Origin of the sequence: Pseudomonas caspiana (genome assembly GCF_002158995.1) — a bacterium.
Lineage (GTDB): Bacteria > Pseudomonadota > Gammaproteobacteria > Pseudomonadales > Pseudomonadaceae > Aquipseudomonas > Aquipseudomonas caspiana.
Genome location: NZ_LOHF01000003.1, coordinates 293,421 through 310,206, shown reverse-complemented (window position 1 = coordinate 310,206; position 16,786 = coordinate 293,421). Strand labels below are relative to the sequence as shown.

Here is a 16,786-nt window from a genome sequence, read left to right as displayed (position 1 = left end):
CTTCGCAGCCTTCGGCAGCTCCTACAGGGTCTGTGTTTCAAATCCGCACTTGATGTGATGTTTGATGTAACGCTCCTCTCAGGAAGAAAACCATGTCCGAAAAAGCCCTTGATTCACACACTTCGGAAGGCGGTTTTCTGATCGTCGATAAAGCTCCTTCAACCGCGACTTCTGCACGTCGGGAGCGCTGGAAAGCGCCGGATTTTGCAGTGCGTCTGCTGAGCCCCATCGCCTTGCTATTGCTCTGGGAGCTGGCTTCGCAACTCGGTTTGCTGCCCAGCCGGGTAATCGCTGCACCGTCGCAAATCGGTGGCACCTTGTGGGCGATGATCGAGTCCGGTGAATTAGGGACCCACTTATGGGTTTCCCTGCACCGGGCACTGCTGGGACTGGGTATAGGTGTGTTCATCGGCGTAGTAGCCGCGTTGATTACCGGCCTGTCGAAGAAAGGAGAGGTGATCCTCGACTCGCCCATGCAGATGCTGCGCACCATTCCCTCGCTGGCATTGGTGCCGCTGTTCATCCTCTGGTTCGGCATCGGCGAGTTCACCAAGATCGCGCTGATCGTCACCGGAACCACGTTTCCGGTGTACCTCAATCTGTACTCCGGCATTCGCAACATCGACCCCAAGCTGATTGAAGCGGCCAACACCTTGGGCCTGAATCGTCGCCAGTTGATCTGGCACGTGATCCTGCCAGGTTCCTTGCCATCGTTTTTCGTCGGCCTGCGTTACTCCTTGGGGATTTCCTGGCTGGCGCTGGTGTTCGTCGAACAGATCAACACCACTGCAGGTATCGGCTATCTGGCCAGTGATGCCCGAGACTTCATGCGCACCGATGTGATCGTTATCTGCCTGCTGATCTACAGCGTGCTGGGGCTGGTCATCGATGCAATTATCCGCACGCTGGAGCGCTATGCGCTGGCCTGGCGTCCCACTTTCGCGAGGAATTGAACATGGCTGCTCTGGATATTTTGCACTCCCATTCGAACCCCTCGTCGTTAGCAGAACCTGCGCCGGTGCAACTGCGCAATGTGGTGCGTCAGTTCGGTCAGCAAAAGGTGATTGATGAGTTGAATCTGGATATCGCGCCGGGTGAGTTCGTCGCCTTGCTGGGCGCCAGTGGCTCGGGGAAAACCACTTTGCTGCGCGCACTGGCAGGGCTGGACTCTATCGACAGCGGGCAATTACGGGTGCCGTTGGCGCGCGCAGCGGTGTATCAGGAGCCACGCTTGATGCCGTGGAAAAGCGCCTGGAAAAACGTCGTGCTCGGTCTGGACATTAAAAACCCGCATGGACGTGCCCTTGAGGCATTGAGCGAGGTGGGGCTGGCTCATCGGGTCAATGCATATCCGGCGACCTTGTCAGGCGGGGAAGCGCAGCGTGTCGCCCTGGCCCGAGGGCTGGTACGTGAACCCAAGTTGCTGTTGCTCGATGAACCGTTCGCCGCGCTGGATGCGCTGACCCGGATTCGCATGCATCAGTTGATCATCGAGCTCTGGCGCAAACACAATCCGGCGGTGTTGTTGGTGACCCACGACGTGGACGAAGCGATCCTGCTGGCGGACCGGGTTATCGTGCTGGAGCAGGGCAAGATTGCCGCTGAGGTGCGTATTGATCTGCCACGCCAACGCAGCACCGGGCAGGCCGGATTTCAGGCGATTCGTACGCGGTTGCTGGGTTTTTTGGGTGTAGAGAGCGCGGCGGTTCATGAGGCTGTTGAGGCCCCTGCGGTGCAGGATAATTTGCGCCGGTTTGCGAATGTCCGGTGAGCTGATCTTGTGATACAGGAGTCACTGACGACGTGGGACCGGCTTTAGCCGGGAAGAGGCCGGATTAGACGCTGAATTTTCACCAGCAGAAATACCGCCTTCCCGGCTAAAGCCGGTCCTACGAGGCTGTGCAGGTTCTGTGGGAGCGAGGCTTGCCCGCGATAATCTGTAAACCCGATCGCGGGCAAGCCTCGCCCCCACACATAATTGAATTTCAGGGTGACACCGCATTCATCAAATCACATGCGCCTGCTGCAACTCGGTTAACGACAGCGCTTTGAGGCTCGCCAATACGGCATCCCGCCGATCCCTCGGATGAGTCAGCTCCACGGCCAGCTCCTGACGAATATTGCTCGGCCGGTTGCCCATCACCAACACCCGATCACTCAGATACAGCGCCTCATCCACGTCATGGGTTACCAGCAACAAGGCGATGGCATGCCGCTGGGCGAGTTGCAGCAGCAAGTCCTGCAGCTTCATGCGGGTAAAAGCATCCACCGCGCTGAATGGCTCGTCCAGCAGCAGGACTTTGGGGTGCGAGTAAAGCCCGCGAGCAATAGCCACACGTTGCGCCATGCCGCCCGACAGCGATTTGGGCAGCGCGTCGGCAAATCCCGTCAAACCGACTTCTTCGATCAGCTGAGTGACCCAGGCTTTGTCGTAATGCTTGTCGTCGCTGAAACCGATGTTCTGTTCCACCGTCAGCCACGGCATCAGACGCGGCTCCTGAAACACGAAGGCTATTTCATCAGCGGTTCGGTTCAACTCACCTTGATAGTCTTTTTCCAGCCCGGCGACGATCCGTAGCAACGTGCTTTTGCCGCAACCGCTTGGCCCCAGCAGGCTGATGACTTCCCGATCGTGCAGTCGCACATGCACGTTGTGCAGCACGGTGGTGGTGCCGAACGACTTGCGCTGGACGTTGATATCCAAAAGGACTTCGCTCATCTCTACTCTCCTGTGCCCTGGCCACTAAACGTGTCGCGCCAGGCCAGAAAGCGTTTTTCCAGACCGGCCAAAATACCGTCACTGATTTTGCCGAGCACGGCCAAGACGATGATGGCTGCCAGCACGATGTCTGGCCGCGAGGTTTCCCGACCGTCACTGAGCAGATAGCCCAGGCCTTTGGTGGCAGCGATCAATTCTGCTGCCACGAGAAACATCCACGCCAGGCTCATGCCGCTGCGCAAGCCGGTAAACAGGCCGGGCAGGGCGGCGGGTAAGAGGATTCGACGAGTCAGGCGACCCCGGCTGAAGCCATACATCTGGCCGACTTCCACCAGTTTGCGATCGATATTACGAATCGCTGCCACGCCGTTGAGGTACACCGGAAAGAACGCGCCGATCGCGATCAGGACAATTTTCGAGGTCTCGTCGATGCCCAGCCATAACAGCAGCAGCGGCACCCAGGCCAGACTCGGGATCGAACGCAGGCCCGCGAACGTCGGTTCCAGATAGGCTTCGGCCTCACGGCTCAGGCCGACCCAGGCAGCGAAAATCAATGCGAGGCTGGTGCCGATGGCGAACCCGATCAACACCCGCAACAGGCTGGCGCTGATGTGTTTCCACAGCGGCCCGTCAGCGAGATCGCCAAGAGTCAGGGCGATCTCGCTGGGCGCGGGCATCTGATACGACGGCAGCCAGCCGATGCGCACGATGATCTCCAGAAAAACGATGATCAGTAGCGGCAGCACCAAGCCCTTGCCGCGTCGCTTCCATGCAGCTCCGGATGACGGAATGGGCAGCGCGAGAGGCGCTGTCAGGTCTTTGCTTTTGCTGTTCATGGGTTATCTCATCAGGCAGCGCATAGCTATTTGAATCATGGAGATCGTTGTAGGAGTTGGGCTTGCCTTCGATAAGGCTGGACGCGATTCACATTAGATCGTGTCCAGCCTTATCGCGGGCAAGCCCGGCTCCCACAAGGGGAATGAAGCAGCTCTGGGTTTACTTACTCGCCGTCAAGGTCTTGCTGAAGGCAGGATCGATCAGTTGATCAATAACCTGGTCAACATTGACGCCACGACGCACCAGTTCTTCAGAAACCAGAATCGGCGCTGCGCCCTTGGAGGACGCGACATCTTTAGCGCTCAACTGCGGGGTGCTCAGGTCGGTGCGGGTCAGTTGCAGCTTGGCAACGTCCAGCGGCAAACCGGATTCCTTGGCCAGCAGTTCAGCCAGTTCGTCCGGGTGCTTTACCGACCATTCGCGGGCTTTTTCGTAAGCGCTCAGCACGGTTTCGATGGTCTGTGGGTGTTCCTTGGCGAACTTCTCGGTAACGCTCAGCACGCCATAGCTGTTGAAATCCTTGTTGCGGTACAGCAGGCGCGAACCGGCCTGAACTTCGCTGGCGGCCATATGTGGGTCAAGACCGGCCCACGCGTCGACATCACCTTTCTCCAGCGCGGTGCGGCCATCCGGATGCTGCAAGTGCACCAGCTCAACATCGTCCTTTTTCAGACCCGCCTGTTGCAGGGCGCGCAAGGTGAACAGGTAAGGATCAGTGCCCTTGGTGGCGGCGATTTTCTTGCCTTTAAGGTCAGCGATGGTTTTGTACGGTGAATCCTTGCGTACCAGCAACGCAGTCCATTCGGCGCGGCTGTAGACATACACCGACTTGATAGGGCTGCCGTTGGCGCGACTGAGCACGGCTGCCAGGCTGGCCGAGGACGCGAAGTCGACGCCGCCGCTGTTCAGGTACTCCAGCGAGCGGTTGCTGCCCTGGCTCAACACCCAGCCCACTTTGCTGTCGGGCAGGGCTTTTTCCAGCCAGCCGAAATGTTTGAGCACCAGGCTCACCGGCGAGTAGTAGGCGTAATCCAGCTTCACTTCCGCTGGTGCTGTTTCTGCCGCAAAGGCCAGCGGGTTCATGCCCAGAGCCAGCACGCTGGCGCCGATCAACAACTTCACACGGGTAAAAGAAAACAGGGTTTTAGCGTTCATTTGGAACAGCTCCAGGCAAGGCGATATCAGAAGTTTTTCTTATTCGCAAAAATGGCAGTCGGCTGGTTGCCTACCTGCTTAAAAGGAATATTGCAGGCTCTGTGCCAGATATCCGGGAGTGGAAATACAGGGGCCGGGAAGGGATGGGGAAGAGGTTTACTGTCGACAGGCGAACAGTCTGTTGAGCGACTGTTGCTGGGGCAACAGTCGCGGTGATGACGGACGCTGGCCATTTGTCTGTCATGCATTTTCTGGAGGAGCGCCCCGGTGTCCATGGCACCGCGCTGTCCCGCAGTAACCACAGAATCTGTAGAAGCGCACGAGCACCGCGAGGCCGCGATAGCGTCCGTCCTGACCCCACCGCCATCGCAGCCTTCGGCAGCTCCTACTGGTCTGGTGGTGTTACGGCTTCCAGATTTCCACATCCTTGGCATCCACAGCCTTGGGCAGTAAGCCCGCAGCAAAGAACGCGTCGGCGATTTTCTGTTGTTCGCCCAGTTGGTCAGCTTTCACCGGGCGTACTTCATACGTGCGATGGCTGTTGGCGATTTCTACCGTGGCCGGATCAAGGTTGCCCCACAGCGGGCCGAGCAGCGCAGCGGCTTCTTTCGGGTTGCCTTTGACCCAGTGACCGGCTTTCTGCAATTGCTCGAACACCAGTTTGAGCACTTCCGGATGCGCTTTGGCGTAAGGCGTGCTGGTCAGGTAATAGCGCTTGTAGCTGGCCAGGCCGGTGCCGTCGGCCAGGGTGCGGGTGGGCAATTGGCGCTGCACGCTGGTCAGGAAGGGTTCCCAGGTCACCCAGGCATCAACCTTGTTGTTTTCGAACGCGGCTCGGCCATCGGCAGGCGTCAGGTAGGCAGGCTGGATGTCCGAGAACTTCAGACCTCCTTTGGCCAGAGCCGCGATCAGCAAATAGTGAGTACCGGCAGCTTTGGTCACGGCGACTTTCCTGCCCTTGAGATCCGACAGTTCCTTGATGGGCGAATCCTTGGGCACCACGATGGCCTGAGCAGAGGGCGACGGGGTTTCTTCGGCGAAGTAGGTCAGTCTGGCCTGTGCAGCCTGGGCGAAGATCGGCACGGTATCGGCAACATCCGCGCTGATGTCGACGTTGCCGATGTTCAGCGATTCGAGCAACGGTAAGCCGCTGGGAAACTCATGCCAGCTGACGTCGATGTTCGCCTCGTTCAAGGCCTTTTCCAGGGTGCCCTGGGTTTTCAGCACGGTGATCAGGGTCGAAGACTTCTGATAGCCGATGCGTACAGTTTCTCTGGCCTGAGCTGGCAGCATCAGCGCCCATGCGGCAACAATGGCCATGCTGGCAAGTAGCGGGCGACGCAGGCGAAAACTCAGTAACGTTTTTGACATGGCATTCTCGAAAACAGATGGGTGTGTGCAAACGAAGAAGAGGGCGCAAAAGCGCCCCCGGAAAGCTGGGTCAGTTTGGTCAGGCGACTTTTTCCTGAGCTTCCCGCTCGCGCTTGGCCACCAGTTCGCGGGTCAGCGGAATGAGTTTCTTGCCGTAGTCGATGGCGTCGTCCAGCGGATCGAAACCGCGTATCAGGAAGGTGGTGATGCCAAGGTCGTAGTAATCCAGCAGGGCTTCGGCGACTTGCTCGGGCGTGCCGACCAGCGAAGTCGAATTGCCTTGCGCTCCCAGCAGCCCGGCGATGCCTGTCCACAGGCGTTTGTCCAGACGCGACCCCTGTGCAGCGGCAGCCAGCAAGCGGCGTGAGCCTTCGTTCGGTGGTTCGCGACGTACAAAACCGTTGTTTTCGGCGATGGCTTTGGCGCGTTCGAGAATGCTGTCGGCACGGGCCCAGGCTTTCTCTTCGGTTTCCGCCAGGATTGGTCGCAACGACAGACTGAAACGCACTGTCCGGCCATGCTTGGCCGCTTCAGCGCGAACTTCTTTGACGACCGCCCGGACCTGCTCGTAAGTCTCGCCCCACAACGCGTACACATCCGCGTGCTTGCCCGCTACAGCGATGGCGGCAGGCGAGGAGCCGCCGAAATACACCGGGATATGTGGCTGTTGCGGGGACTTCACCAACGAGTGCGCGCCTTCGAACTGGTAATACTCGCCCTTATGGTCGAACGGTTTTTCGCTGGTCCATTCCTGACGCACGATGCCCAGGTATTCGTCGGTGCGGGCATAGCGCTCGTCTTTACCGATGTGACTGCCGTCGGCACGCAGCTCCTTGTCGTCACCACCGGTGATGATGTGAATCGCCGTGCGCCCGCCGTTGAACACGTCAAGGGTCGCAAACTGACGCGCCGCCACCGTGGGCGAGATAAAGCCAGGGCGGTGAGCGATGAGGAATTTGAGTTTTGTCGTGACGCTCGATGCGTGAGCTGCAACGAAGGCACTGTCCGGGCTGTTGGAATGGTAAGCCACCAACGCACGATCAAAACCAGCGTCTTCATGGGCTTTGGCGACTTTCGCCACGTACTCGGGCTGTATGGTCGGGCCGCTGCGCGGGTGGATTTCCGAGCCAGGCTGAGTGGCGATGTAGCCGATGAATTCGATGCTCATGAACAGCTCCTTCTTGTAGTCATACCGTATAAGGGGGAGGTGTCGGGGATGGATCATTCCGAAACCTGAATCCGTGCCTGCAACATATGGCTATAGAAGCGAGCTGTGAAATTCTATTTTGACCTAAGGTTATTATAAAGATATTGCATGTATACATCGCTTCATGATCAGTGTTCAGAATTTTTTATGAGGGGGATCAAATCGCCGTGAAACCTGACGCCTGTTTGCGAAGCAACAGGTGTGGTCCGATTTCCGGAATCGAGCAGACCCCGAGCATGGCCATGTCTCGTGATACCTCATCATGGAGCAGCTTGATCGCATGTTCTACACCGGATTGCCCGGCCACCGATCCGGCGAAGGCAAACGGCCGACCGACAAAGACGAAACGCGCACCCAGCGCCAGCGCCTTGATTACATCGGTACCGCGTCTCACGCCACTGTCGAACATCACTGGAATGCCCGGGCAGGCTTCGACGATGTCCGGCAAAACGTGCAAAGGCGAGATGGCACCGTCCAGCTGACGACCGCCGTGGTTGGAGACAATGATGCCGTCTGCACCGTACTCAAGGGCCTTGATCGCATCCCCTTTGTGCAGAATGCCCTTGATGATCAGCGTGCCGGGCCACTGCTTGCGGATCAGTTTGAAATGTTCCCAGTTCAAATGACCGCGCGGTGCGAAATCCCGAGCCACATTTGACGAAACAATCGGCACGCCGCGATGGGCGTAGTTGTTTTCAAAGTGCGGCATGCCGTGTTTGAGCAGTGTCTTGAAGAATGTGCCGAACAGCCATTTGGGGTGACTGATTCCGTCCCAGGCCAAACGTAAGCCTGGTCGCAATGGAGTGGAAAAACCCGCACGCAGATTGTTTTCGCGATTGGCCGGCGCCGGCACATCAACCGTGATTACCAGGGTTTTGAAACCAGCTTTTTCGACTCGCTGCACCAGGGCGATGATGTTGGCTTCGTCTCCCGGCAGGTAGGCTTGAAACCAGGCATGCGGATTGGCTTTGGCCACATCTTCCAGCGGTATCAATGACGAGCCGCTCATGATCATTGGCACATTCGTGGCGGCAGCTGCCTGAGTCAGGATCAGATCGCCGCGATAGGCGTATAGCGCGCTGATGCCCATGGGTGCAATGCCGAACGGCGCGGCATAGCGGTGGCCGAACAGTTCTGTCGTCAACGTGCGTCGTGAAATGTCCACCAGCGCACGGGGTACGAAGCCATAGTCTTGAAACGCCGCCCGGTTCCACTTCAGCGAAACGTTGTCTTCAACGGCACCTGCTACATAGCCGAAGATCGGTCGGGGCAGATGTTTCTGTGCTGCCGCTTCGAAGTCATCCAGACGCAGCAGCTTCTTCATTGCATTGCCTGGGTGGGCTGGCGCGGAGCGTGAGGGGGCTGTGGCGTTTGGCAGGGTCGACATGGTGTTTATTGTCCAGATCACTTGAAAGAGGCAACTCACTCATCTTTGCAAACATCATACGGTTATCCGCAAGTGAACTTATATTACCGATCTGCAGGGATATATCACGCTTGTTAATCAATTAAATGATTTAAGTTTTGGCGTGTATTGCGCAGTCCAAGGTTTTACTACTTATAGGCGTTTGGCAGAAGCTTATAACGGGTTGAGTTATAGGCTTATGTGATCTGAGTATTTCGTTTTACAAGGTTGGATGATTAGCGTGCGGGGCCTCTAGGTCGGGGTGTACAGGCTGTTTGTCTGAGGCCGATCCTGAAGTGTCTGGTTAATCAAGGATTGTTAAATGTTCAAGTCAACACTGACGGCCGCTGTGGCGGCGGGTCTGTTTGCACAACAGGCAGCTGCGGCAGGTTTTATTGAAGGCAGTAAGGCGACGGTGACGGCCCGCAACTATTATTTCAATGGTGATAATCGGGACGGGACGGCCGAACCGTCAAAACAGGAGGAGTGGGGACAGGGCTTTATTATTGATTACACCTCAGGCTTTACTCAGGGTGTTGTCGGCGTGGGTGTCGATGCGTTAGGGCTGGTCGGCATAAAACTGGATTCGGGGAAAGGCACAGCTTACAACTCTGGCAGTGCTTCCGGTGGCGCAGTGTTCCCGAGTGACAGCGATAATCGTGCGGTCGATCAGTTTGGCAGTCTGGGGTTGACGGGCAAGATTCGTGTGTCGAAAACCGAATTGCGCCTGGGTACTTTGCAACCCAAGTTGCCGGTCGTGACCTACAACGACGGTCGCCTGCTACCACAGACTTTCGAAGGCGGGCAGATCACCAGCAAGGAATTCACCAATCTGACGTTGATCGGCGGCAAGCTTGAACACGCCAAAGGTCGGAATTCCACCAGTGCAGATTCGCTGTCCATTTCCGGCGCCAATAGCCGCAGCGGTCAGCGCAGCAATGCGTTCTATTACGGTGGCGCGGATTACCGGATCAGCAAGGACCTGCTGGCGCAGTATTACTACGGCAATCTGCAAGACTTCTACACCCAGCACTTCTTCGGCCTGACCCACAACCTAGAGTTGCCAGCGGGCAAATTGAAAACCGATCTGCGTTACTTCCTCAGTGATTCGGACGGCAAGAACGCCAGTCAGGAAGGACGACTGGCGGGTTATCGCGCTTCCGGGCGGCCCGGCACCTCGGGTGAAGTAGATAACCGCACCTGGAGCGCGTTGTTCACTTATAGCCTGGGAGGGCATGCACTCAGTGCGGGCTATCAGCAGGTCAACGGCAACAGTGATTTCCCTTTCCTCAATCAGGGCGACGGCGCGACGGCGTATCTGATTACCAACAAGCAGATCGGCAAATTCCAGCGCGCCGGTGAACAAACCTGGGTCAGTCAATACGGCTACGACTTTGCTGAAATTGGTGTGCCGGGCCTGAAGAGTTCTATTTCATATCTGCGTGGCAGCAACATCAAAGCGGCAGGCGCGGGGCACGAGTGGGAACGTGACCTGAGCGTCAGCTATGTGGTGCCGACCGGTACGTTCAAGGGTCTGGGCCTTACCTGGCGCAACGCAGCCTTGCGCTCGGGCGTCGACGCTCAGCGCGATCAGGACCAGAACCGCTTCATCGTCAGCTATTCCCTGGCGTTGTTTTAATCCCTTGAGGTGACCTGTCATGTACAAAAAAACCGTTACTTCATTGTTGATCGGTGCCGCGTTCCTGGCGGGCGTCAGTGTCGCTCACGCCGATGCGACGCTGGACAAGATTCAGCAGCGCCATGTCATCAGCGTCGGGATCATGGTCAGCGGTTTGCCCTTCGGCACTCTGGACCCTGCCACCGGCGAACCGAAGGGCTACAACGTCGAACTGGCCCAAGGCGTCGCCGACGGCCTGGGTGTGAAAGTGGACATGGTCCCGGTGTTGGCGCCCAGCCGTGTGCAGTTCCTGCAGCAGGGCAAGGTCGACATCCTGATCGCCAACATGAACCTCACCCCGGATCGGGCCAAAATGCTTGATTACGTACCGACTCCTTATGAGGAAATTGCCGCCGTTGCCTTGATGCGCAAGGACGCGGGCATCAAGCGATGGGAAGACTTGCGTGGCAAGCCGGTGTGCGTGTCTCAGGGGAGCAATTTCATCAACTGGCTGCGCGGCACCTATGGCGCTGAAATCAAGGCGTTCCGCAGTCAGTCCGAATCGCTGCTGTCCTTGCGTGGCAATGGCTGCGTGGCGGCGGTGCATGTCAGCCCGACCTTGCAGGCGTTGTTGGCCAACCCGGAGTGGGCCGACTACGAAATCCCGCTGCCGGCAGACCGTGATCCACTGCAATCGGTTATCTGGGTGCGCAAGGGTGAACACGATGTTCAGGGCAAAATCGACGCCATCGTTCGTGAATGGCATCGCAGCGGCTGGCTGATCGAAACCGGCAAACGCAACGGCATGATCCCCTCACAAGGGCTGCTGGCGTTGCATGAGAAGTATCGCGATGAATAAATCTTCAGCTACTGAATAGACACGATTCTGTAAGCGCTACCGAAGGCTGCGAAAGCATTCCGCAACCGCGATCGCAGCCTGCGGCAGCTCCTGCAACGATTCTGTTTGCTGCGCGATAGCGTGGTGTCAGGGGCGCACTGGTAGAAAAAAGAACAGGAATATTCAACATGCCCATAGGCTTCAGAGTTCTCACCCGCCAGTGTGCGGTGACGGCGGAGCAGGTCGAGCGTTACCGGAATCTGCCGGTGGCCAATATCAGTGATTCCATGCAGCGCATGACGGCGGGTGGTGCGGGGTTAAGGCCTTATCATCGCGGCGGGGCGCTGCTCGGGGTTGCACTGACGGTCAAGTGTCGGCCTGGCGACAACCTGATGCTGCATTACGCGCTGAACATCGCCGAGCCCGGCGATGTCATCGTGGTCGATAGCGGTGGGGATCTGACCAACGCATTGATCGGCGAGTTGATGCTCGCCTTCGCTCAGAAAAAGCAATTGGCCGGAGTCGTCATCAACGGCGCTGTGCGTGATACGGCGAGCATCGCCGCCAGCGACTTTCCGGTGTATGCCCGTGGTGTGACTCATCGAGGGCCGTACAAGAATGGCCCGGGCGAAATCAACGTGCCGATTGCCATCGACGGCATGGTGATTGAGCCCGGAGACCTGATTGTTGGCGACCCGGACGGGGTGCTGTGCGTGCCGTTCGATCAGGTCGATGCCGTGTATGAACTGGCCAGTGCCAGACACCTGGCTGAGCAGTCAAAACTGCAATCCATCGCCGAAGAGCGTAACGACCGCAGCTGGGTGCTGAATGCTTTATTGGCTGCCGGTTGCGACCTCTGAGTCAAACCGGCACGTCGCCCAGAATCGTCGCCCGGTGCATGACTCTGCGCTGCGGCCGGTAGTCGTCCACGGCGTAATGCTGAGTGACGCGGTTGTCCCAGAAGGCCACGTCATCGGCCTGCCAGCGCCAACGAATGGTGAACTCCGGCCGGGTCGCGTGGCTGAACAGGAAGGCCAGAAGCGCCGCACTTTCTGTCTCGCTCAGCTCGTTGATACGGGATGTGAAGCCGTCGTTGACGAACAGCGATTTGCGGCCACTGACCGGATGCGTGCGAATCACCGGGTGCGAGATCGGCGGATATTGGCGGCGGGTCTGTTCCCAACGGGCAATGTCTTCAGGTGTGGTGCCGAAGCGCGCCAACGGAAATGAGCGGGTGAAATCGTGCGTCGCGGTCAGCCCTTCGAGCAGCGTTTTCAAGGGCAGTGACAACGCCTCGTAGGCGGCGATGCCGCTGGCCCACAACGTGTCGCCACCGTACTCGGGCAAATGTTTTGCACTGAGCACCGCGCCCAGCGCGGGGGTTGGCAGGAACGTGACGTCGGTGTGCCAGATGGCGTTATCGCGTACATCGGTAACGGCGGTATCGAGGATCAGTACCTCGGGTTGTTCTGGCACATTCGGGTAGATCGGGTGAATGTGCAGATCCCCAAAACTGGCGGCAAACCGGGCTTGTTGTCGGGGTGTCAGTGGCTGATTGCGAAAGAACAGCACCTGATGCTTGAGCAACGCCTGCTCGATGGCACCGCGTTGTTCGTGAGTCAGTTCCTGGCTCAAATCAACGCCGCTTATCTGAGCGCCGAGGGCAGGGCTTAGGGGGGAGATCTGGATAGGCATGTTGGTATTTCCAAGTTTTTGCTGGTGCACAAACCCTGTGGGAGCGGTGCTTGGTCTCGGCGGCATTCCGACGATGCATGAGATGCGGATTGAAGGCACACCGCGTTATCGTTTATCGCTGGCAAGCACCGCACAAAGCATCATTGTCGCTATGGGTCTCAATGACTCTGCCCATGCCACGGCACCAGCTTGCGTTGCAGCGCGCGCAAGCCCATCTCCATGGCAAAGGCGATCAGAGCGATGACGAGGATTCCCAACACCACGACATCGGTCACTAGAAACTGTGCTGCGGACTGAACCATGAAGCCCAAGCCGCTGGTCGCCGCGATCAGTTCGGCGGCGACCAACGTGGACCAGCCGACACCCAGCCCGATACGTACGCCGGTGAGGATTTCCGGCAGGGCGCTGGGCAGGATCACGTGGCGAATCAGCTGCCAGCGAGTCGCACCCAAGGATTGCGCGGCGCGCAGTCTGGTCGGGTCAACGGTGCGCACGCCCGTCGCGGTGGAGATGGCGATGGGGGCGAAAATCGCCAGGTAAATCAGCAGCACCTTGGAGAACTCGCCGATGCCGCACCAGATCACGATCAGCGGCAAATAAGCCAGCGGCGGGATAGGGCGGTAGAACTCGATCAGCGGGTCGAAGATGCCACGGGCGATGCGGTTGCGGCCAATGGCGATACCCACCGGAATGGCCGTGAGTACGGCGACCAACAGCGCCAGGCCGATGCGTTGCAAACTCGCCCCCAAGTGCTGCCAGAGCGTGGAGTCCATGTAGCCGGTGGTCATCAATAGCCAGGCTTTTTCCAGCACAGCCGAGGGCGGCGGAAGAAACAATGGTTCGATAAACGCCGCAGCCGTTACTGCCCACCACGCGACCAACAGCACAACCAGCGTCAGCACGCTGATTGCGCGGGTGCTGAGGCTCCAGCGCACAGGCGCGGCGACAGCTTTAACGGCGTCGGTCGTGGTGTTCTGTAATTCGTAACTGCTCATGCGTGTTGCTCCCGGGAAACGCCGCGTTGGGAAAACACGCTGGCCAGTACCTGTTCCCGGGTGTCGATGAACCTTGGGTCAGACTTGATCGCGCGGGCCGACTCTCCAGCGGCATAACGTTGCCCGAAGTCCAGCTGCAGACGTTCGGCAATATGCCCCGGATTCGGTGCCAGCAGAATCAGGTCGGTGGCGAGGAACACGGCTTCTTCGATGTCGTGGGTGATCAGGAACACCGGCTTGGCCGTGCGCTGCCAGACTTGCAGCAGCAGTTCCTGCATCTGTTCGCGAGTGAACGCATCCAGTGCGCCAAACGGCTCATCCATCAGCAGCACACGGGGATCAGCCGCCAGCGCACGCGCCAGGCCAACCCGCTGCTTCTGGCCGCCAGAGAGCTGCCAGATTTGGCGTTGGTCGAAACCGGCGAGGTCCACCAGTGCGAGCATTTCTCTGGCCTTGGCTTCGCGCTGATCACGCGGCACACCGGCCAGTTGCAGGCCGAACGCGACGTTGGTCAATACGTCCTGCCAGGGCAGCAATGCATCGTCCTGAAACACCACGCCGCGCTGGGCACTCGGCCCGTTTACTGGCGTGCCGTCGAGGCTGATGCTGCCAGCACTGGGCGGCACGAAACCGGCAATCAGATTCAGCAGCGAGGTTTTGCCGCTGCCCGACGGACCCAGTGCCACCAGCAATTGCCGGGGGCCGAGGCTGAGGGAAATATCCGCCAGCACCGGCTCGGTCGCGCCGGGATACTGTGCGCTGATGCGCTCCAGTTTGAGCAAAGCCATTGTCTGAACTCCGCTTATTGGGTAATGAATTTGTCGCTGACGTAAGGCGCGTAATCAGCCAGTACTGCATCGACCTTGCCTTGCTCCTTGAGGAACGCTGCGGTCTTGGTCACAGCGTCGATGGTCGGTGCGCCGAGCAGGGCGCTTTGGTCTGCGGCCAGCGGGTAGACGTTGCCTTGCAGCAGGCCTGGGATGTCCGAGGTTTTCGCGCCGGATAGCTTCACCAGCTTGTCGACGTTGCTGGACTTGGCCAGCCAGGCGGTCGGGTCCTTGCGGTAGTCGGCGTAGGCGTCGAGGGTGACTTTGGCAAAGGATTTGACGATTTCAGGGTGCTTGTCGGCGAAGTCCTTGCGCACGATCCATGCGTCGAACGTCGGTGCGCCAACCTTGGCCAGTTCACCGGAAGTGATCAGCACTTTGCCGGTTTCCTTGGCAACACCCAGCGCCGGGTCCCAAACGTAGGTGGCGTCGATGTCACCGCGTTTCCAGGCGGCGGCGATGGCCGGTGGTGCGAGGTTGAGAATGGTGACTTTCGACGGGTCGATATTCCAGTGTTTCAGCGCGGCCAGCAGGCTGTAGTGACCCGTTGAAACGAACGGCACGGCGATTTTTTTGCCGATCAGATCCTGAGGTGAGTTGATCCCCGAACCATTGCGCGCAACCAGCGCCTCGGCTGCACCGATCTGTGTCGCGATCAGGAAGGTTTCAACCGGCAGCTTGCGGGTCGCAGCAGCGGTGAAAGGACTGGAGCCGAGGTAGCCAATCTGCACATCGCCGGACGCAATGGCCGTGATGACGTCGGCGCCGTTTTCGAATTTACGCCAGGAGATTTTCGAGTCGGTGGCTTTTTCATACACGCTATCGGCCTGGGCGACTTTGGCCGGATCAACGGTGGTCTGATAGGCGACGGTGAAGTCCGCAGCTTGGGCCAGATATGAAGCGCCAGTCAGCGACAGCGCCACCAGAAGGCGAAGAGGGAAGTGCAGTTTCATCATGAAGCTCCGAATCAGGCTGGCCGGGGACTGGCTGAGATTGGAGACTAAATGATCTAAGAAACTCTAAATAAATAACCTTTTTGCATTAGCTTATGAGCGATTTCGCTGAGGGATCGCTCATATGCCGCCCCGCAAATACGAACGTTATTTCCAGACAGCTTCTTCGACGTTGATCTTTTTCGGCAGCAATTTGTTCTGGAAAAACAGATCGGCAGTCGCCTGTTGCGCCGCGATGATTTTGGCGTCTACCGGCAGGATTGGCGATGGTGGCCGGTTGTCCAGGTAGCGGGTAATCACCGGCTCCGGCAGACCCATGGAGCCGGTCAGAATGTCGATGCTCTGTTGACGCTGGCTGCGGGTCAGGGCTTCGGCGGCGGTGAGTTCTTCCAGCACGGCGTGAACAAAGTCTGCGTACTGATTGGCGTAGTCGCGACGTGTGCTGTAGATCGGGCCAGACAAACCCAATCCTGTGCCGTCGGCCAGCAGACGGCTGTGGCCTTCGATCAGGGCCAGCGAGGCGTAAGGGTCCCAGATTGCCCAGGCATCGACACTGCCTTGCTCAAAGGCGGCGCGAGCATCGGCGGGGGTGAGGTAGATCGGCTGGATATCCTTGAAGCTCAACCCGGCTTTGTTCAGTGCTCGCAACAAGACGTTGTTGGAACTGGAGCCTTTCTGGAAGGCGACTTTCTTGCCCTTCAGGTCGGCCACGCTTTGCAGCGGACTGTCCTTGCGGACCAGGATGGTTTCTGCGGCGGGCTTGGCAGGCTCGGCACCGACGTAGACCAGATCAGCGCCGGCCGCCTGGGCGAACAGTGGCGGGATATCGCCGGTGGAGCCCAGGTCCAGCGCGCCGATGTTCAGCGCTTCAAGCATCTGCGGACCGGCGGGAAATTCGATCCACTGGATTTTGGTGTCGGCAAAGCGTTTTTCCAGCAGGCCTTTTTCCTTGGCGATCACCAGGGCGATGGAGCCTTTCTGATAGCCTACGCGCAGAGTTTGCGGGTCGGCCGCCAAGGCAGAGTGGGCCGATGCAAGGCCAAGGAGGCTTGCGAAGAGGAGTGCTATGGATTTCATTGAGACTCGCTAGATAAACAATGGAATGAGGTGCTGTCGCGCTGCAAACACGGACCCTGTAGGAGCGCACGAGCACCGCGAGGCCGCGA

General features: G+C 58.5%; 16 protein-coding genes. 5 read left to right on the top strand and 11 right to left on the bottom strand.

The window, feature by feature from the left end; translation table 11 throughout:
* The first annotated feature begins 92 nt into the window (after positions 1-92).
* Together AUC60_RS06200 and AUC60_RS06195 are read left to right on the top strand one after the other, a co-directional pair.
* Positions 93-953 carry an ABC transporter permease gene (locus AUC60_RS06200; RefSeq protein WP_087265207.1) on the top strand — a complete coding sequence of 287 codons (861 nt, stop codon included), beginning with the start codon at positions 93-95 and terminating at the stop codon, positions 951-953.
* 2 nt (positions 954-955) lie between these two features.
* Positions 956-1,771 (top strand): ABC transporter ATP-binding protein, encoded by an 816-nt coding sequence (locus AUC60_RS06195; RefSeq protein ID WP_087265206.1) that lies wholly within the window; start codon positions 956-958, stop codon positions 1,769-1,771.
* Positions 1,772-2,005: 234 nt separating this feature from the next.
* Here the strand turns inward: AUC60_RS06195 and AUC60_RS06190 are convergent, their stop codons facing one another.
* The 6 genes from AUC60_RS06190 to AUC60_RS06165 form a co-directional block, all read right to left on the bottom strand.
* The gene (locus AUC60_RS06190) at positions 2,006-2,719 is read right to left on the bottom strand and encodes an ABC transporter ATP-binding protein (RefSeq protein ID WP_087265205.1); all 714 of its coding nucleotides are present in this window, start codon (positions 2,717-2,719) and stop codon (positions 2,006-2,008) included.
* Between the two features lie 2 nt (positions 2,720-2,721).
* Complete coding sequence (locus AUC60_RS06185; RefSeq protein ID WP_144443234.1) at positions 2,722-3,555, bottom strand: ABC transporter permease; 834 nt, start codon at positions 3,553-3,555, stop codon at positions 2,722-2,724.
* A 160-nt stretch (positions 3,556-3,715) separates the two neighbouring features.
* Complete coding sequence (locus tag AUC60_RS06180) at positions 3,716-4,711, bottom strand: aliphatic sulfonate ABC transporter substrate-binding protein (protein ID WP_087265204.1); 996 nt, start codon at positions 4,709-4,711, stop codon at positions 3,716-3,718.
* 402 nt (positions 4,712-5,113) lie between these two features.
* The gene (locus AUC60_RS06175) at positions 5,114-6,031 is read right to left on the bottom strand and encodes an aliphatic sulfonate ABC transporter substrate-binding protein (protein ID WP_238599527.1); all 918 of its coding nucleotides are present in this window, start codon (positions 6,029-6,031) and stop codon (positions 5,114-5,116) included.
* 130 nt (positions 6,032-6,161) lie between these two features.
* The gene (locus AUC60_RS06170; RefSeq protein WP_087265202.1) at positions 6,162-7,250 is read right to left on the bottom strand and encodes an LLM class flavin-dependent oxidoreductase; all 1,089 of its coding nucleotides are present in this window, start codon (positions 7,248-7,250) and stop codon (positions 6,162-6,164) included.
* 196 nt (positions 7,251-7,446) lie between these two features.
* Positions 7,447-8,613 carry an alpha-hydroxy acid oxidase gene (locus AUC60_RS06165; RefSeq protein WP_202973065.1) on the bottom strand — a complete coding sequence of 389 codons (1,167 nt, stop codon included), beginning with the start codon at positions 8,611-8,613 and terminating at the stop codon, positions 7,447-7,449.
* Positions 8,614-9,016: 403 nt separating this feature from the next.
* Between AUC60_RS06165 and AUC60_RS06160 the strand changes: the two genes are divergently transcribed.
* From AUC60_RS06160 to AUC60_RS06150, 3 genes are all read left to right on the top strand, one after another.
* A complete protein-coding gene (locus tag AUC60_RS06160) occupies positions 9,017-10,333 on the top strand; it encodes an OprD family porin (protein WP_087265200.1) in 1,317 nt (438 codons plus the stop codon).
* Between the two features lie 19 nt (positions 10,334-10,352).
* Complete coding sequence (locus AUC60_RS06155) at positions 10,353-11,171, top strand: transporter substrate-binding domain-containing protein (RefSeq protein ID WP_087265199.1); 819 nt, start codon at positions 10,353-10,355, stop codon at positions 11,169-11,171.
* Between the two features lie 167 nt (positions 11,172-11,338).
* Positions 11,339-12,010, top strand: a complete 672-nt coding sequence (locus tag AUC60_RS06150; protein WP_087265198.1) for an RraA family protein — start codon at positions 11,339-11,341, stop codon at positions 12,008-12,010.
* 1 nt (position 12,011) lies between these two features.
* Here the strand turns inward: AUC60_RS06150 and tauD are convergent, their stop codons facing one another.
* The 5 genes from tauD to AUC60_RS06125 all read right to left on the bottom strand — a co-directional run bounded on the left by tauD (position 12,012) and on the right by AUC60_RS06125 (position 16,697).
* The gene (gene tauD, locus AUC60_RS06145; RefSeq protein WP_087265197.1) at positions 12,012-12,845 is read right to left on the bottom strand and encodes a taurine dioxygenase; all 834 of its coding nucleotides are present in this window, start codon (positions 12,843-12,845) and stop codon (positions 12,012-12,014) included.
* 158 nt (positions 12,846-13,003) lie between these two features.
* Positions 13,004-13,840: a taurine ABC transporter permease TauC gene (tauC, locus tag AUC60_RS06140; protein ID WP_087265196.1), complete on the bottom strand. Its 837-nt coding sequence runs from the start codon at positions 13,838-13,840 to the stop codon at positions 13,004-13,006.
* Entirely contained in the window at positions 13,837-14,628 is a 792-nt protein-coding gene (tauB, locus tag AUC60_RS06135; RefSeq protein WP_087265195.1) for a taurine ABC transporter ATP-binding subunit, read from the bottom strand. Before tauB ends, tauC begins: the two co-directional genes overlap by 4 nt.
* 14 nt (positions 14,629-14,642) lie before the next feature.
* Positions 14,643-15,620: a taurine ABC transporter substrate-binding protein gene (gene tauA / locus AUC60_RS06130; RefSeq protein ID WP_087265194.1), complete on the bottom strand. Its 978-nt coding sequence runs from the start codon at positions 15,618-15,620 to the stop codon at positions 14,643-14,645.
* A gap of 147 nt (positions 15,621-15,767) precedes the next feature.
* On the bottom strand, positions 15,768-16,697 hold the full coding sequence (locus AUC60_RS06125; RefSeq protein WP_087265193.1) for a sulfonate ABC transporter substrate-binding protein: 930 nt from the start codon (positions 16,695-16,697) through the stop codon (positions 15,768-15,770).
* Positions 16,698-16,786 lie beyond the last annotated feature (89 nt).

Excerpts from the sequence above, each read along its gene's own strand:
- AUC60_RS06200 (WP_087265207.1), top strand. The coding sequence starts at position 93 with ATGTCCGAAAAAGCCCTTGATTCACACACTTCGGAAGGCGGTTTTCTG.
- AUC60_RS06195 (WP_087265206.1), top strand. The coding sequence starts at position 956 with ATGGCTGCTCTGGATATTTTGCACTCCCATTCGAACCCCTCGTCGTTA.
- AUC60_RS06190 (WP_087265205.1), bottom strand. The coding sequence starts at position 2,719 with ATGAGCGAAGTCCTTTTGGATATCAACGTCCAGCGCAAGTCGTTCGGC.
- AUC60_RS06185 (WP_144443234.1), bottom strand. The coding sequence starts at position 3,555 with ATGAACAGCAAAAGCAAAGACCTGACAGCGCCTCTCGCGCTGCCCATT.
- AUC60_RS06180 (WP_087265204.1), bottom strand. The coding sequence starts at position 4,711 with ATGAACGCTAAAACCCTGTTTTCTTTTACCCGTGTGAAGTTGTTGATC.
- AUC60_RS06175 (WP_238599527.1), bottom strand. The coding sequence starts at position 6,031 with ATGGCCATTGTTGCCGCATGGGCGCTGATGCTGCCAGCTCAGGCCAGA.
- AUC60_RS06170 (WP_087265202.1), bottom strand. The coding sequence starts at position 7,250 with ATGAGCATCGAATTCATCGGCTACATCGCCACTCAGCCTGGCTCGGAA.
- AUC60_RS06165 (WP_202973065.1), bottom strand. The coding sequence starts at position 8,613 with ATGAAGAAGCTGCTGCGTCTGGATGACTTCGAAGCGGCAGCACAGAAA.
- AUC60_RS06160 (WP_087265200.1), top strand. The coding sequence starts at position 9,017 with ATGTTCAAGTCAACACTGACGGCCGCTGTGGCGGCGGGTCTGTTTGCA.
- AUC60_RS06155 (WP_087265199.1), top strand. The coding sequence starts at position 10,353 with ATGTACAAAAAAACCGTTACTTCATTGTTGATCGGTGCCGCGTTCCTG.
- AUC60_RS06150 (WP_087265198.1), top strand. The coding sequence starts at position 11,339 with ATGCCCATAGGCTTCAGAGTTCTCACCCGCCAGTGTGCGGTGACGGCG.
- tauD (WP_087265197.1), bottom strand. The coding sequence starts at position 12,845 with ATGCCTATCCAGATCTCCCCCCTAAGCCCTGCCCTCGGCGCTCAGATA.
- tauC (WP_087265196.1), bottom strand. The coding sequence starts at position 13,840 with ATGAGCAGTTACGAATTACAGAACACCACGACCGACGCCGTTAAAGCT.
- tauB (WP_087265195.1), bottom strand. The coding sequence starts at position 14,628 with ATGGCTTTGCTCAAACTGGAGCGCATCAGCGCACAGTATCCCGGCGCG.
- tauA (WP_087265194.1), bottom strand. The coding sequence starts at position 15,620 with ATGAAACTGCACTTCCCTCTTCGCCTTCTGGTGGCGCTGTCGCTGACT.
- AUC60_RS06125 (WP_087265193.1), bottom strand. The coding sequence starts at position 16,697 with ATGAAATCCATAGCACTCCTCTTCGCAAGCCTCCTTGGCCTTGCATCG.